The organism is Actinoplanes sp. NPDC051411 (genome assembly GCF_040682075.1).
Lineage (GTDB): Bacteria > Actinomycetota > Actinomycetes > Mycobacteriales > Micromonosporaceae > Actinoplanes.
Map to the genome: position 1 here is coordinate 1 of NZ_JBFBAD010000088.1, position 15,010 is coordinate 15,010.

The 15,010-nt window shown below is 70.5% G+C and carries 13 protein-coding genes; 4 read left to right on the plus strand and 9 right to left on the minus strand.

Going from position 1 to position 15,010, the window contains the following annotated elements; genetic code table 11:
- Positions 1-151 precede the first annotated feature (151 nt).
- Positions 152-2,209 (minus strand): ATP-dependent zinc metalloprotease FtsH, encoded by a 2,058-nt coding sequence (gene ftsH, locus AB0M88_RS36460; RefSeq protein WP_364110389.1) that lies wholly within the window; start codon positions 2,207-2,209, stop codon positions 152-154.
- Positions 2,210-2,284: 75 nt separating this feature from the next.
- On the minus strand, positions 2,285-3,538 hold the full coding sequence (locus tag AB0M88_RS36465) for an FAD-binding protein (protein WP_364110390.1): 1,254 nt from the start codon (positions 3,536-3,538) through the stop codon (positions 2,285-2,287).
- Positions 3,539-3,686: 148 nt separating this feature from the next.
- Between AB0M88_RS36465 and AB0M88_RS36470 the strand changes: the two genes are divergently transcribed.
- The 3 genes from AB0M88_RS36470 to AB0M88_RS36480 are packed head-to-tail and all read left to right on the plus strand — an operon-like array spanning position 3,687 to position 8,042.
- On the plus strand, positions 3,687-6,773 hold the full coding sequence (locus AB0M88_RS36470; RefSeq protein WP_364110391.1) for a HEAT repeat domain-containing protein: 3,087 nt from the start codon (positions 3,687-3,689) through the stop codon (positions 6,771-6,773).
- Positions 6,774-6,789: 16 nt separating this feature from the next.
- A complete protein-coding gene (locus AB0M88_RS36475; RefSeq protein WP_364110392.1) occupies positions 6,790-7,662 on the plus strand; it encodes a sigma-70 family RNA polymerase sigma factor in 873 nt (290 codons plus the stop codon).
- On the plus strand, positions 7,659-8,042 hold the full coding sequence (locus AB0M88_RS36480; RefSeq protein ID WP_364110393.1) for a DoxX family protein: 384 nt from the start codon (positions 7,659-7,661) through the stop codon (positions 8,040-8,042). Before AB0M88_RS36475 ends, AB0M88_RS36480 begins: the two co-directional genes overlap by 4 nt.
- Positions 8,043-8,490: 448 nt before the next feature.
- Here the strand turns inward: AB0M88_RS36480 and AB0M88_RS36485 are convergent, their stop codons facing one another.
- Positions 8,491-8,865 (minus strand): nuclear transport factor 2 family protein, encoded by a 375-nt coding sequence (locus AB0M88_RS36485; protein WP_364110394.1) that lies wholly within the window; start codon positions 8,863-8,865, stop codon positions 8,491-8,493.
- Between the two features lie 109 nt (positions 8,866-8,974).
- On the opposite strand from AB0M88_RS36485, the gene AB0M88_RS36490 reads away from it, so the two are divergent.
- A complete protein-coding gene (locus tag AB0M88_RS36490; protein WP_364110395.1) occupies positions 8,975-9,229 on the plus strand; it encodes a hypothetical protein in 255 nt (84 codons plus the stop codon).
- 3 nt (positions 9,230-9,232) lie between these two features.
- Here AB0M88_RS36490 and AB0M88_RS36495 read toward each other — a convergent pair whose 3' ends face one another.
- The 6 genes from AB0M88_RS36495 to AB0M88_RS36520 all read right to left on the minus strand — a co-directional run bounded on the left by AB0M88_RS36495 (position 9,233) and on the right by AB0M88_RS36520 (position 14,854).
- Positions 9,233-10,066 carry a TIGR03621 family F420-dependent LLM class oxidoreductase gene (locus AB0M88_RS36495; protein WP_364110396.1) on the minus strand — a complete coding sequence of 278 codons (834 nt, stop codon included), beginning with the start codon at positions 10,064-10,066 and terminating at the stop codon, positions 9,233-9,235.
- 31 nt (positions 10,067-10,097) lie between these two features.
- Positions 10,098-10,643, minus strand: coding sequence for a hypothetical protein (locus AB0M88_RS36500; protein WP_364110397.1), 546 nt, complete (start codon positions 10,641-10,643; stop codon positions 10,098-10,100).
- A gap of 7 nt (positions 10,644-10,650) precedes the next feature.
- Complete coding sequence (locus tag AB0M88_RS36505) at positions 10,651-11,481, minus strand: carbohydrate ABC transporter permease (protein WP_364110419.1); 831 nt, start codon at positions 11,479-11,481, stop codon at positions 10,651-10,653.
- The gene (locus AB0M88_RS36510) at positions 11,481-12,443 is read right to left on the minus strand and encodes a sugar ABC transporter permease (RefSeq protein ID WP_364110420.1); all 963 of its coding nucleotides are present in this window, start codon (positions 12,441-12,443) and stop codon (positions 11,481-11,483) included. Before AB0M88_RS36510 ends, AB0M88_RS36505 begins: the two co-directional genes overlap by 1 nt.
- An 8-nt stretch (positions 12,444-12,451) precedes the next feature.
- Positions 12,452-13,711 (minus strand): extracellular solute-binding protein, encoded by a 1,260-nt coding sequence (locus AB0M88_RS36515; RefSeq protein WP_364110421.1) that lies wholly within the window; start codon positions 13,709-13,711, stop codon positions 12,452-12,454.
- A 102-nt stretch (positions 13,712-13,813) separates the two neighbouring features.
- A complete protein-coding gene (locus AB0M88_RS36520; RefSeq protein WP_364110398.1) occupies positions 13,814-14,854 on the minus strand; it encodes a LacI family DNA-binding transcriptional regulator in 1,041 nt (346 codons plus the stop codon).
- Between the last annotated feature and the right edge of the window lie 156 nt (positions 14,855-15,010).

Sequence of the window (15,010 nt, forward strand, 5' to 3'; positions counted from 1 at the left end):
CCAACCACCATAAACGCCCAACCCTCCTCACAAAAACCCTGCACGGGATTCGGGGCGTGGGTCACCACTATCGAACTAGATGCTTTACCTCGCTCTTGGTCACCCTCGCCCCGAATCCCGTCCCACCGCAAGTAAAAGGACAGCGAAAAACTTAGGACGAAGCCGACTGCCCAGCCACCGGAGCAGCCGGAAGACCAGGAGCAGGATTATGCCCAGGAGCCTCACCCCGGGCAACAGCCCCCGGAGCGGTATCCCGGTCAATCCCAGCCGCAGCGTAAGCATCGTCCTCATCGAGCGTCTCGGACTCCAGCAACCGATGCGCCAACTGATTGAGCTGCGGCCGATGCCCGCGGAGCAATTCAATCGCCTCCGCATAACACGAGTCGACGATTTTACGAACCTCGGCGTCGATCAGTTCCTTGGTAGCCGGCGCCACCCCGTCGAGCCCGAGCGGCGACTCCTGCCCCGGCGGCGGCAGCACCGTGACCGGCCCGATCGCCTCGGACATGCCCCAGCGCCCGACCATCTGGCGGGCGATGTTGCTGACCTGGTCGAGGTCGCTCTCGGCGCCGGTGGTCATGTCGCCGAACACGACTTCTTCGGCCGCCCGCCCGCCGAGCGCCCCGATGATGCGGCCGCGCAGGTATTTGGCCGAGTAGCCGTAACGATCGGTGGACGGGGACTGGAACGTGACGCCGAGCGCCTGGCCGCGCGGGATGATCGAGATTTTGCGGACCGGGTCGGCGCCGGGGGTGAGCATGCCGAGCAGCGCGTGGCCGGATTCGTGGAACGCGGTGCGCTCCTTCTCTTCGGAGGTCAGCATGATGCCGCGGACCGTGCCCAGCATGATCTTTTCGAGGGCGTCGGTGAAGTCGGGCGTCTCGACCTGGGTGTGCCCGCGCCGGGCGGCCAGCAGGGCGGCCTCGTTGACCAGGTTTTTCAGGTCGGCGCCGACCATGCCGGGGGTGGCCGAGGCGAGGTCTTCGAGCCGCACGCCGGGCGCGACCGGGACGCCCCGGGTGTGCACCTCGAGGATCTTGCGCCGGCCGACCAGGTCGGGCGGGCTGACGGTGACGCGGCGGTCGAAGCGGCCGGGCCGCAGCAGCGCCGAGTCGAGGATCTCGGCCCGGTTGGTCGCGGCCAGCACGACCACGCCCTCGCTGCCGGTGAAGCCGTCCATCTCGGTGAGGATCTGGTTGAGCGTCTGCTCGCGCTCGTCGTTGCCGCCGAGGGACTGGGCGCCGCCGCGGGCCCGGCCGATTGCGTCGAGCTCGTCGATGAAGATGATCGACGGGGCGACCTTTTTCGCCTGGTCGAACAGGTCGCGGACGCGGGAGGCGCCGACGCCGACGATCATCTCGATGAACTCGGACGCCGAGATCGAGAAGAACGGCACCTGGGCCTCGCCGGCGACCGCGCGGGCCAGCAGCGTCTTGCCGGTGCCGGGCGGGCCGGACAGCAGCACGCCGTGCGGGATCTGCGCGCCGAGCTTGCGGTATTTTTCCGGCTCGCGCAGGAAGTCGACGATCTCGGTGACCTCCTGCTCGACCTCTTCGATGCCGGCCACGTCGGCGAACGTCGTGCGCGGGCCGGACTCGGGTTGGTAGAGCTTGGCCCGCGACCGGCCGAAGCCGCCGAGCCCACCGCCGCCGCCGAGGCCCGCCGCCATCCGCCGGCTGACCCAGACCAGCAGGCCGACGAGCAGGATCGTCGGGCCGAAGCCGACCAGCAGCTGCTGCCAGATGGGGGCGGGCGCGTCGGGCGGGTTGGCGTTGACCGGCACGTTGTTGGCCTGCAGCTCGGCGAAGAGCCGGTCGTCGGCGAACGACGGCCGCTGGGTCTTGAACCGGTCGACGTCTTCGGCCTTCTTCTCGCCGCTCGGCGTATAGGACGTCTTTTTGCGGAAGGTGCCCTCGATGGTGTCGCCGGTCGAGGTGATCTCGGAGACGTTGTCGGCCGTCACCTGGGTGGTGAAGAACGTGTAGGACACCGGGGTGCGGGCCGGCGGCGCCAGCAGGAACGACGAGATGATCCAGTTGACCGCGAGGAGCAGCACCAGCATCCACCCGAAGCGCATCCAGGCCGGCCGCGGCTTCTTCGGGCTGTCGGACCCGTGGCCGGGCGGCGCGCCCTCGACCCGCCAGGGTGGCGGGCCGGCGGGGCGGTCGCTCGACCGGCTGGAGTTGTTCGGCGGCGCATCGGCGGGCATGGAGGAAAGTTACTCCTCCCGTGTGACAAATCTGGTCCCGCGGGACGTGAAACGACGCACGCCCTCAGCGAACACTCAGGCGTCGAGGCCCAGGACAGCGTCCAGCCACTCGTTGCGGAAAACGCCGGCCGGGTCGAAGGAAGCGGCGAGGGCCGCAAAGTCGGTGAGGCGGGGAAACAGCGTACGCAAATCGGCCGGAGCGGTCGTGAAGACCTTGCCCCAATGGGGTCGGGCAGCGAGCGGAGCGAGCTGTTCCTGGACCGCCCCGACCACCGGGAGCACGGCGTCGGTGTCCGCGATCCAGGTGAAGTGCAGGGCCACGCTGTCGCGCTCGTAGTTGGGGCTCAGCCACAGGTCGTCGGCCGCGATCGACCGGATCTCGCAGACCTGCAGCACCGGTGCCACTTCGGCCCGGATCGTGGCGATCGCGTCGATCGCCGCCGGGGCGTCGGACCGGGCGACGTGGAATTCCGACTGCAGCTCCTCGCCGGCCGAGGGCGTGAACTCCATGCGGAAGTGCGGCAGCCGCGCGTGCCAGGGGCCGGGCACCCCGCCCTGCTCGGTGCTGTTGGCCGCCGGCATGCCGGGCACCGGGTGCCGCGGCCCGTCGGCCGGGTGCGCGCCGAACCAGTCGCCGCTCATCGGGTCGTCGGCCCGCCGCTTGAGCCAGGCCATGTTGGCGTCGAGCCCGGTCCAGTCGGTGAACAGGCTGACGCTGTAGCCGTCGGCCAGCATGTCGAGCAGCGAGTCGGCGATCGACGCCCGCGGAATGTCGTCGTAGACGTATTGCCGGATGTCGAAGGTGGGCTGCACGTCCAGCGTCAGCGCGGTGATCACGCCCAGCGCTCCGAGATGCACCACCGCACCCGAGAAGTCCGGCTTATCACGATTCAGCGTGACGAGCTCGCCGGTGCCCGTCACCAACTCGATCGATGACACCGCGGTCGCCAGGTTCGCGTTGAGCACGCCCGACCCGTGGGTCGCGGTGGCGATCGCGCCGGCCACCGAGATGTGCGGCAGCGAGGCCGTGTTGTGCAGGGCCAGCCCCTCAGCCTGCAGGAGGGGGGCCAGCTCGCCGTAGCGCACCCCGCCGTCGACGCGCACGCTGCGGCGGTTGGCGCTGATCTCGAAAACCCGCGGCAGGGAAGCCAGCGAGATCAGGCCTCCGGTGGTGTCGGCCATCCGGTTGAACGAGTGCCCACTCCCGAGCACCCGCAGAGGCCCACCGGAGGAGACCAGCCGCCGAACCTCGTCGACCGAGGTCGGCCGGTGCACGCTCTTCGCCCCGAACACGACATTTCCGGCCCAGTTGGTTATCCGCTCAGTCAACGCCGCTCCCAAGATCGTTCTATCCCGCCCGACTCAGCCTATGCTGAGCCCGTGCCAGGTTGAACCGTCCGGATGAGTGCCCCACACTCGTCGTTGGATCATTCTCTTCTCGGACGTGCCGGTCAGGTCTTCGACGGGAACGACACACATGGCGGACCAGCTCGCCTTCTGCGACGACTGGACTTTCGACGTGCCGGTCGACGTCGACGGTGAGTCCCGCGCGCTCCACGACCTCGAGCGGATTCTCGCCGTCCGCCCCCGATTGTTGCTGCTCGGCGACCCCGGATCAGGCAAAAGCACCGCGCTCCGCTGGCTGGCCCGGCGGTCGGCGACGATGCGACCGGCACTCGTCCCGCTCTCCCGCTGGCCGGTCGGTCAGAGCTTCGCCGAGTTCATCGCCCCGCAAGGGCCGCCGGAAGAACTGATGCTGCTGCTCGACGGCCTCAACGAGCTCGGACCCCACCCCGAGGCCCGCCTCAAGGAACTCGCCGAGTGGCTCTCCGAGGCCAGCCCGGCCCAGGTCGTGCTGACCTCCCGGCCGCCCGGCCCCGACCACTTCGACCTCGGCGGCGACCTGGCCCGGGCCACCCTGCGGGAACTGACGGCGAGCCAGGTCCGCGAGATCGCCGAACGCCGCCTCGGCGCCGAGCCGGCGGCCGAGTTCGTGGCCCAGCTCCCCCGGTGCCGCCCGGCCCACAACCCCTACCTGCTCACCGCCCTGCTCTACCTCTTCGAGCAGCACCCGGGCGAGCGCCTGCCGCTGAGCGCCGGCCGCCTGCTGGCCCGGCTCGCCGAGACGGTCTGGGAGCAGCAGCGCCACCACGAGCCGTCGATGCCGCCCTGGTCGCACGCCATCGACGCGCACGTCCGGCTGGCCCGCGCGATGGACCCGGACGAGATGGGCGACGACCTCACCCCGCCCCAGATCGTGTCGATCTTCGTCGGGGAGGCCCTGCCCGCCGCCTCGGTCGCGGCCGGCCTGCTCGTACACGACGGCGAATACGTCCGCTTCGAGCACGACCTGCTCCGCTCGTACTTCCTGGCCGAGGCGTTCGCCGGCGTCGGCGCCGACGGCTTCCTGACCTGGTGCCGCGCCCACACCGCGCACTGGCAGGTGACCGCGCTCTCGTGGAGCGGCCTGAGCGCCCAGGCCGACGACTTCCTAGCCAAGCTGCACTGGACCGACGCGGCCGAACTGATCGGGCGCGGCTACGTCGCCGGCCCGGCCGCGGTCCGCCGCCACGTCGAGCGGGCGATGAGCGACCTGTTCGCCGGCGAGTGGCGCACCTTCCAGCCGGTGCTGACCGGGCTCGCCCGCATCGGCGAGCAGGCGGTCCCCGCCCTGGTCTCGGGTCTCGCGTCGGCCAGCGACGAACAGGCCAAGGCCCGCATCGCGTTCGTGCTCGGCCGCATCGGCGGCCCCGGCGCGGTCGCCGCGCTGCGCCCGATGCTGCGCACCACCCCCGGCCTCCCCCGGGCCCACGCCTGGTCGGCGCTGACCGGCATCGACGACGAAGAGGCCTACCGGACCCTCGCCGAGTGGACATCCGACGCCGAACCGGGCCTGCGGGCGGCCGCGGCGACCGCGCTCGGTCACGTCGACCGCCCGGCCCGCGAGGCCGACCTGGTGCATCTGGCCGACGACGACGATCCCCGGGTCCGCGCGGCCGCGATCATCTCGCTGGGCGAGATCGGGGCGCGGCGCTCGGCCGGGGTGGTGGCCCGGCACGCGACCGACGACGATCCCCGGGTGCGGGCCGCGGTGATGACGGCGTTCGCCGCCTTCGGCGACACGGCCGGCCGGGCCCAGATCGACGCGGCGCTGGCCGATCCCGAGGGGGCGGTGCGCCGGGCGGCGGTCCGGGCGGCGGCCGGGCTGGGTGCCGACGCGCCGGCCCGGCTGGTGGCCGCTCTGGGTGACGCGGCTGAAGACGTACGGGAGGAGGCCGCGTCCGCCGCCGCCCTGGCCGTCGGAGACTCCGGTGGTGAGGAGATGGTCGACGCCCTGGCCGACGCGCTCGCCGAAGGGCCGGACAGCGTGCGCAAGGCCGCCGCGGCGACGCTCGCCGGGCTCGGGCCGTCCGGTCGCGCGGCCCTGCGGGCGGCCCTCGGCGGCGACGAACCCGACCTGTGGCTGCCCGCCGCCGAGCAGCTGGTCGAGAGCGGCTGGTCGCCCCGCGACGGCGACGAGCGGGTCCGGTTCGCCGTCGCCGTACGCGCGTGGGGTCAGTGCCTGCGGCTCGGGGTCGAGGCGGTGCCCGAGCTACGCCGTACGCTCGCGGCGGCCGACCCCGATCGGCGCCGCGGCATCGCCCGTTGCCTGCGTGGCCTGGGTTTCCGCCCGGGCGGAACCGACCCCGACCTGTTCCGTTACTACGCCGGGCTGGTCGACTGGAACCGGCAGCGGCGGGCCGACGCGGTCGACCTGGTCGGGTTCGCCGCCTGGACCGTCGCGCCCCGGGTCGACGGCCATCCGCTGCGCGAGGCGGCCCGGCTGCTGTCCGGCGAGGCCGAGGCCGGCATCGACGAGGGCCTGATGCGCGCCACGCTGGAGTTCGGCGAATCCGACGAGCGCCTGCTCGCCACCGTGGTCGCGGGCTGGACCGGTTCGGGCCGCGAGGAACTGGCGGCCGCCCTGCGCTCGCCCGGCTCGCCCCTGCTGACGCTGCTCACCGTGCAGGCTCTGGGCGAGCAGCCGGCCGCCGGCCCGGAAGCCCTGGCCGACCTGCTCCTGCGGGCGGCCGACGCCGCGTCCGCCACCGAGTCGCCCACCTGGGCCGAGGCCGTCCTGGTCGCGATGGTCCAGGCGGTCGGCCGGCACACCGAGGTCACCGAGATCCTCGACGAGGTCCCGGCGGCCGCGCTGGGCGGCGACGAACGGCTCGACCTGCTCGACAGCCTGTGGGGTGCGTTCGGCGACGATGTGGCCGGCCGCCTCCGCGAGCTGACGGTCGGCGAGTTCCTGCGGGTGCTGGCCGACGTCGACCGCGACAACCTGCCCGCCGTCTCCACGCTCAACTTCCCGCTCGTTCTCTGGGAGCTGCACCGCCGCGTCGCGGTGCTCACCACGGTGATGTTCCTGGTCGGCATGGAACGCGAGGTCGTACAGCGGGTCCTGCACGTGATGTGGGAACTCAGCCCGGCCGCCGTGCACCGCGTCCTCGACGCGACCGGCGCCTGGGCGTCGGCCGAGTTCGTCGCCGAGGTGAAGCTGCTCGCCGACGAACTCGACTGAGCTGTTACCTCTCCGCGTGCTCGCGCGTCACACCGTCGACGCAACCCACGAGGAAGGCTCGCTCATGATCGGCTCGTCACCCCTGGCCGTGGAATTCGACCGGCAGCGCCCGAGGCTGACCGCGCTCGCCCACCGCGTCCTCGGCTCCCGCCCGGACGCCGAGGACGCCGTCCAGGAGGCCTGGCTGCGCCTGACCCGCCACGACCCGGCCTCCATCGACAACCTGCCGGCCTGGCTGACCACGGTCGTCGGCCGCATCTGCCTGGACATGCTCCGGGCCCGCCGGCCGTCGGCCGACCGGCCGGAACTCATCGTCACCCAGACCCCCGAGGACGACACGGTCCTGGCCGACTCGGTCGGCCTGGCCCTGCTGGTGGTGCTCGACACCCTGAAACCGGCCGAACGCCTCGCCTTCGTCCTGCACGACACGTTCGGCGTCCCGTTCGACGAGATCGCCGGCCTGCTCGGCAAGTCGGCCGACGCCACCAAGATGCTGGCCAGCCGAGCCCGCCACAAGGTGCGGGGCACCCCACCCCCACCGGTCGAACGCCGCCGCCAGCGCGCGATCGTCGACGCCTTCATGGCGGCCGCCCGGGACGGCGATTTCGAGGCCCTGCTTCAGGTCCTTGACCCGGACGTCATTCTCCGCTCCCACAACGCCCGCGGCCTGACGCTCCACCACGGCGCGGCCGACGTGGCCGACCGCATCCGGCGCGGCGCACGGTCCACACTGGATGCCCGCCCGGTCGTGGTGAACGGCGAGCCCGGCCTCATGGCGTGGTCGCACACCGGCAAACTCCTCGGCGTCCTCGCCTTCACGGTCACCGGCGACCACATCACCGAAATCCTCAGCGTCTCCGACCCGGCCCGCCTGGCGGCGCTGTCATGAACGCCGCCCTCTGGACCGTCGCCGCCCTGCTGGCCGCCGCTTTCCTGGTCGCCGGCCTCAACAAGCTGCTGATCCCCCGGGAGAAACTCGCCAAGGCCCCGGGCGGCGGCTGGGCCCTGGACTTCACCCCCCGATTCATCAAACTCCTCGGCACCCTGGAAATCCTCGGTGCCGCCGGCCTGACCCTCCCGGCGCTGCTGCACATCGCCCCGGTGCTGGTGCCGATCGCCGCCACGTGCCTGGCCGCCCTGATGACCGGCGCCACCGTGGTGGTGCTCCGCCGCCGCGAATACGTCCACGTCCTGGTCGACCTGACCTACCTGGCGCTGACCATGTTCCTGGCCATATCCCGCTTCGGCCTCGGCCCCACGCTCCAATGAGCAATGCACAACGAGCCAGAAGTTCCAGATCGAGTTGAGGCGGTAGTGGTCGCGCACCCGCGCACCGCTTGAAAAACCGTGAATCACGTAGGCCCGCGCCCAATGGCGCAAAAGCGACGACCGCCAGGCAATCACTGAGCCTTGAACGGGTCTCTCGTCGTCCCGGCGGCTGCGCTGCGCCGCCACTCGTCCGTCTACCAGAGACTCCCCGACTCCACGCGAGTGCCCGCATGGCCGACGGACAAGTATTTCCGGCCGGCTCGGCCGGGCTCTCGCTGGAGCGGCTCCGTGGGCTGATCCGCGAGGCGGCCGGCGGCCGGAGCCCGATCCTGGGCGAGATCGCACGAGCCGAAGAGCCGCGCATGCCGATCCGGCGGTGCGGCCCGCGCTGCGAACGCCGCGCTATGGGCCTCCTCGTCCACGACCTCGGCCGCCGGCGGCCGGCCCTCTATCGGCTCAGGTGTTCGTGGAGGATCTGCCAGCGGCCGTCGCGCCTCGTCAGGACGTTGGTGCCACGGCCCTCGCCGGAGGCCGGCTTCCCGTCGACGAGGCCCGTCCAGTGGAAGCGGTAGCGGCAGACCGCCGACTCCTCCCCGACCGTGACCCAGTCCAGGTCGTGGATCTCGTAGACCTCGTCCCGGATGGCGGCGAACGTGCGGGAAACCGCCTCCTCGATGGCCGCCCGGCCGCGATAGGACCCGTCGGTGAACCAGTACACCGCGTCCGGCGCGATCAGCGGTGCCAGCACGGTGAAGTCATGCTGGTTGGTGGCCCGCTCGTAGCGGCGCATGAACTGCGCCGGTGTGTCGGCCGTCACGGTCACCGCCGCGACGAAGGGGACGCGTCCATCCGCTGGATCTTGACTGTCGGCAACGTGGCGTTCTCCAGGGTCGTGGTGACTGTTCGGGTGGGACCCCACTAGGGTGACCGGCGTGCTGGAGATCGTGGTCGAGGCCCTGCTGGATTGTCTGATGTTCCTGGAGCTCAGCGACGACGAGGCGGTGAACCCGGACGACGCCGTCCGCATGATGGAGTGGGTGGCGCACCTGCTCGGCGACCTGTCTCCGGCCGACCGGCTGCGCCTGGCCGAGATGGCCGAGGCGCGGGCGGCCCGGGAGGAAGACCCGGACCGCCGCGAGTTCCTGCTCGACTTCCCCGAGGCGTTCGCCCTGGTCGAGGTCGATTGAAAATTACCGCAGCAGCGCAATCACCTTGGCGAACGCCGCCATGTGGGGCTCGAGCACGCTGATGTACGACAGGCCGTACTGCTCGCGGTAGCGCAGCAGCCGCTCGGCGATCTGGGCCGGTGAGCCGGCGAGGACGCCGGGCAGTTCGGCCAGTTGGGCGTTCGACATGCCGGTCGCCTTGCTGATCACCGAGAGGTCGATCTCGTCGGGGGTGTCGCCGACCCCGGCCACGAACAGGTTCAGTTCGATGTCGCGGCCGCCCGCCGCCTCGCGGACCACGCCGACCCGGGCCGCCAGGGCCTCCTCCGGGGTGCCGGGGCCGAACCCGACGTTGATCGGGAAGCTGATGATGTCGGCGGAGGCGGCGGCCATGGCCAGGATCCGGTCGCCGACACCGGCCACCATGATCGGCGGGTTGGGCTTGTCGTCCTCGGCGTCCAGCAGGGCGCGGGTCTCGGTCAGCACCGACGTCAGCTTGCGCAGGCGGCTGCCCGGCGTTCCGAACGGTACGCCGGCCGCCTCGAACTCGGCCTCGACGTAGCCGGCGCCCAGCCCGAGTTCGAGCCGGCCGCCGGTGAGCCGCCAGGTGTCGGCGGCCTCGCGGGCCAGGTAGGCCGACGTCAGTACGCCGGCGTTGAGGACGTACGGGCCGACGGTCAGGTTGCTCACCGCCGCCGCGGCGATCAGGGCCGGGAACGGCGCGGCGAGGCCGAGGTGGTCGGGAACCTGGAGTACGTCGTAGCCGAGGTCCTCGGCCTCGCGGACGCGCGACTGCCACGAGGTGAGCGAGCCGACCTTGAGGAGACTGACACCGAAACGGAAAGAACGATTGGTCACGGGGGAAACAACGGCGCCGGGGCCGCGGAGTTCATCGCAATCGGGCCGTCACCGCGTGTAGGGCGTAGAGGAGGAAGCCCACGAGCAGGGGAACTAGCGCCGGGTGCACGAACAGCGCCAGGGTCAGTGCGACCAACACCACACCGACCGCCGCGAGCAGCAGCGGCGGCCGCGACAGGGCGAGGGCGTACGCGTCCCGTGGGTGGCCGCCGAGAACCGCGACCAGGGCGGCCCAGCCGAGGGCCAGCACCGCCACGGCCAGGACGGCGGTCAGCACCACCGGGCCGCCTGGCACGACGCCCCGGCGCAGACCGAGGACATCGAGCCAGATGAAGAAGAGACCGCCCAGAAATGCCGGACCGGCCCAGAGTCCGCGCACGAGGCGGCCCCGGAAGGCCACGCTCAGCGAGGAGAGGCGCGGCCACGTCTCGTACTCCTGGAAGTGCCGCACCGCGACCGAAGCGGTGCCCACCGCGGCGCCCGCGGTCAGGAGCGGAAGCGAAGCGACCGTGACCACGAAGCCGAGGATCGCCAGATCGGCGGCCGCCCGCACCGAATCACGCCAGTCTCTGGTCACGACGGGATCACCCCTTCAGGCCGCTCGTGTTGATGCCTTCGACCAGCAGGCGCTGGAAGGCGATGAAGAACAGGAACACCGGGATCAGCGACACCAGCGACATCGCGAACATCGGCCCGACCGACGCCTCGCTGGTCGAGTCGATGAACAGGGTCAGCGCGACCGGCGCGGTGTAGTCCTTCAGGTCGGACAGGTAGACCAGCTGGCGGAAGAAGTCGTTCCAGGTCCAGATGGCCGAGAAGATGGCGGTGGTGACCAGCGCCGGCCGGCTGAGCGGCAGGATCACGTGCCGGAAGACGCGGTAGGGCGAGGCGCCGTCGATGACCGCCGCCTCGTCGAGTTCGCGCGGGATGCCGCGCATGAACTGGACCATCAGAAAGACGAAGAACGCCTCGGTGGCCAGGAAATGCGGTATCAGCAACGGGAGGTAGGGCCAGGAGCCGCCGACCCAGCCCAGGGTCCGGAACAGGATGTACTGCGGAATGATCAGCACGTGCGCGGGGAGCAGCAGGGTCCCGATCATGATCGCGAACCACATGCCGCGCAGACGGAACTTCAACCGCCCCAAGGCGTACGCGGCGAGCAGGCACGAGAGCACGTTGCCGACCACGGTCAGGATCGCCACCATCGCGCTGTTGAGGAAGAACCGTCCGAAGTCGACGTCGAATTTGGTCCAGCCGAGCGTGAAGTTGCCGGGCGTCCAGTGGTCCGGGATCAGGCCGATGTTGCTGACGATCTCCTGCGGCGACTTGAACGACGTGCCGACCATCCAGACCAGCGGATAGAGCACCACCGCGAGGATCAGGATCAGCACGAGCAGACGCAGCCTCGAGCGCATCATTTCGCCTCGCTGTCGGAGTAGTGGACCCAGAAGCGCCCGGTGCTGAACAGCACGACCGTGACGAGGCCGACCACGACCAGGAAGACCCAGGCCATCGCCGACGCGTAACCCATGTCCAGCTCGGTGAAGCCCTTGATGTACAGGTCCAGGGTGTACATCAGCGTCGAGTCGACCGGGCCGCCGGTGCCGCCGGAGACGACGAACGCCGACGTGAAGCCCTGGAAGCCGTGGATCGTCTCGAGCACCAGGTTGAAGAAGATGACCGGCGAGAGCATGGGCAGCGTGATGTTGCGGAACTTGCGCCACGCGCCGGCCCCGTCGACCGAGGCCGCCTCGTAGAGCTCGGTCGGCACCTGCTTGAGGCCGGCCAGGAAGATCACCATCGGGGCGCCGAACTGCCAGATCGCCAGCAGCATCAGGGTTTCCAGGGCGAAGGTCGGGTCGTTGACCCATGGCTGCCCGTGGATGCCGAACAGCGAGAGGAGCGAGTTGAACGCGCCCTCCCGGTTGAACATGCTGCGCCACACGATCGCCAGCGCCACGCTGCCGCCCAGCAGCGACGGCAGATAGAACAGACCCCGGAACCACGCGATGCCGCGGAAGGTGCGGTTGAGCAGGAGCGCCACCGCCAGGGCGGCGGCGAGCTTCAGCGGTACGGCGATGACCGCGAACTCCACCGTGACCCGCACCGCGTGCCAGTAGGACGGGTCGGTGGTGAACATCCGCCGGTAGTTGTCGAACCCGATCCAGTTGGCGTCGGACAGCGAGCCGAGCGGGCTGTAGTCGGTGAAGCTCAGGTAGAGCGAGATGAGCATCGGGATCGCCGTGATGCCGAGCAGGCCGAGCAGCCACGGCGTGAGGAAGATGTAGCTGGCCGCGTCCTGTCGCCGCCGGCGGGCCCCACGGCCCCGCCGCTGAGCGGCGGGAACCGGGGGCGCGGGCGTCGTCGCCGTGAGCACAGGCACCCTCAGCTCTGCCCGATCGCGGCCTTGGCGGCGATCACGAACGCCGTGGCGCCCTGAGCGGGCGTCTGACGGCCGAACGTGACCTCCTCGGCGATGCGGACCAGCTCCGTCTTGACCTTGCTGTGGCCCTTCGGCGGGACGGTCGGCGAGTTGGGGCCGAACTTGGTGCCGAGGTCGGTCTGCACGGCGATGGTCTGCTTCATGTTGGGGTCGGTCGTGGTGTCGGCGACCAGCTTGCGGACGTCCAGGTTGGACGGCAGGCCGCGGTCGGTGCCCAGGATCTTGCCCGCGTCGGGGTCGTTGGCCAGGAAGTTGAGTACGTCGGCGGCGGCGTCCTTGTTCTTCGAGCCGCGGAAGATGGAGAAGTACATCGAGGCCCGCGCCCACTGCGCGCTCGGGTCACCCGGGTACGCCATGACGCCGAGCTCGTCCTTCGTGTTCTTCTTCAGCTCGGGCATCTGGTTGACCCAGACCCACGAGGTGTCGGCCTTGCCGGTGACGACCAGCTGCTTGCTGATGTCGGTGGCGTTGCCCTCGTGAATGACGTCCGGGGTCGGGCACGCGCCCTTGGCGCGGGCGCCCTTCCAGAGCGAGAACCAGGCGTTGATGTGCGACTCGTCGAAGCCGAGCTGGTTGTTCTTGTAGAGGTCGGCGCCGTTCTGGCGCAGGTAGACCCAGAGCGCCTGGTAGATCGCGCTCGGGTCCATGGTGCCCGGGATCTTGGCGGTCTTGGAGACGCCGACCGCCCAGGTGATGAAGTCGTCCCAGCTCATGCCGGTCTTGGGCGGCTGCAGCTTGTATTTGTCGAGCAGCGACTGGTCCCAGACCAGGCCCTGGGTGTTCTCGCCGAACGCCATCCCGGCCAGCTTGTTGTCGACCAGGCCGTACTTCCAGAGGCTCTCCGGGAACTTGGAGAAGTCGATCTTGTTGCTCTCCTTGTAGGGCGTGAGGTCGAGCGTGATGCCCCGCGAGGAGTACTCGGCGATGTAGTTGTCGTCGATCTGGAAGATGTCGGGCGCGTTGCCGCCGGCGACCAGGGTGGCCAGCTTGTCGAAGTAGCCCTGGTTGGCCTGCCACGTCTTCTTGAACGTCACGTTCGGGTGCTTCTTGGTGTAAAGCGCGAGCGCCTGGTCGGTCAGGTCGGCGCGCGCCTGGGCACCCCACCAGAAGAACGACAACTCGGTCGTCTTGGACGACGAGCCGCCGGACGAGTCGTCGTCCCCGCAGGCCGCGGTCGCGGCCAGGAACGGCACGGCCGCCATGGCTCCGAGCAGATGACGACGGGTGGGACGGAAACCGGGGGTACGTTGGTCGGGCGCGTTCGCACCCGTACCGGCGTGGGAAGACATGGATCGGACTCCTTTTTAGGAGGCGACACCACCGGTGGCCGGAGCGAGCGCGTCGCCCGGGTCCGCAGGGCTGTGCGGATCCGGGCCCGGCCCGGTCGAGTCGCGGATGACCAGTTCGGTCTGCAGATGAACGTGAGCGGTGGTGCGGCGGTCGTCGCCGTGCGCGAGCAGCATGTCGACGGCCGCCCGACCGGCGGCGGCGGTGGGAGTCGCCACCGTGGTCAGCTTGGGACGGGTGAGACGGCTGAGCATGATGTCGTCGATGCCGACGACGCTGACGTCCTGCGGCACCCGGGCGCCGGCCGCCAGCAGGCCCTCGATCAGGCCGATGGCCATCAGGTCGTTGTAGGCCAGCACGGCGGTGGCCCCGGCCCGCAGCACGTCCTCGGCCAGGGCCAGCCCGCCGTTCTCGGTCGGCGAGTTGGGGCCGATGATGGTCAGCTCGGCCCGGCCGGACCGCGCCGACGCGGTGGCCGAGCGCCGGATCTCGCGGCTGGTCCACGACCCGCGCGGGCCGCTGATCAGGGCGATCCGCCGGTGGCCGAGGCCGGTGAGGTGCTCGATCGCCAGGCCGGCGCCCTGGGCCACGTCCATCACCACGGCCGGCAGGCCGGGGATCTGGCGGTTGACCACGACCAGCGGCACCTCGCGGCTGAGCTGCTCGATCAGGGTGTTGCTCATGCGCGGGCTGCACAGCAGCACGCCGTCGACCTGCTTGGCCAGGGCCCGCACGACCTCTTCCTCGACGAACGGGTCCTCGTTCGTGTCGGCCACGAAGATGTGGTGGTCGCGCTTGCGGGCGTGACTCTCGGCGGCCTTGATGAGCGGGGGGAAGAACGGGTTGGCGATGTCGGCCACGATCAGGCCGATGTTGTACGTCCGGCCGGTGATCAGCGCGCGGGCCGCCCGGTTGGGCCGGTAGCCCAGCTGCTCGGCGCAGGCCAGCACGCGGCTGCGGGTGTTGGGGTTGACCAGGTGGGGCGCCGAGAACGTGCGCGACACCGTGGAGATGTGCACGCCGGACGCCCGAGCGACGTCGCGAATGGTGACGGACACGCTCCGGCCTCCTCGGTCTGCGTTCGGATTCGGTGTGGTGGCGGTCACGCGGTGTTCCCCATTAATGCAAGCGGTTGCATCGATGTCAACGGCGATTCGTTGCAAACAGGTGACAGGTAAACGCTTACCCGATGCGTCAAACTGGACGAACTTGGA

Coding starts and splice junctions, on each gene's coding strand:
- ftsH (WP_364110389.1), bottom strand. CDS start 2,209: ATGCCCGCCGATGCGCCGCCGAACAACTCCAGCCGGTCGAGCGACCGC.
- AB0M88_RS36470 (WP_364110391.1), top strand. CDS start 3,687: ATGGCGGACCAGCTCGCCTTCTGCGACGACTGGACTTTCGACGTGCCG.
- AB0M88_RS36480 (WP_364110393.1), top strand. CDS start 7,659: ATGAACGCCGCCCTCTGGACCGTCGCCGCCCTGCTGGCCGCCGCTTTC.
- AB0M88_RS36505 (WP_364110419.1), bottom strand. CDS start 11,481: ATGCGCTCGAGGCTGCGTCTGCTCGTGCTGATCCTGATCCTCGCGGTG.
- AB0M88_RS36515 (WP_364110421.1), bottom strand. CDS start 13,711: ATGGCGGCCGTGCCGTTCCTGGCCGCGACCGCGGCCTGCGGGGACGAC.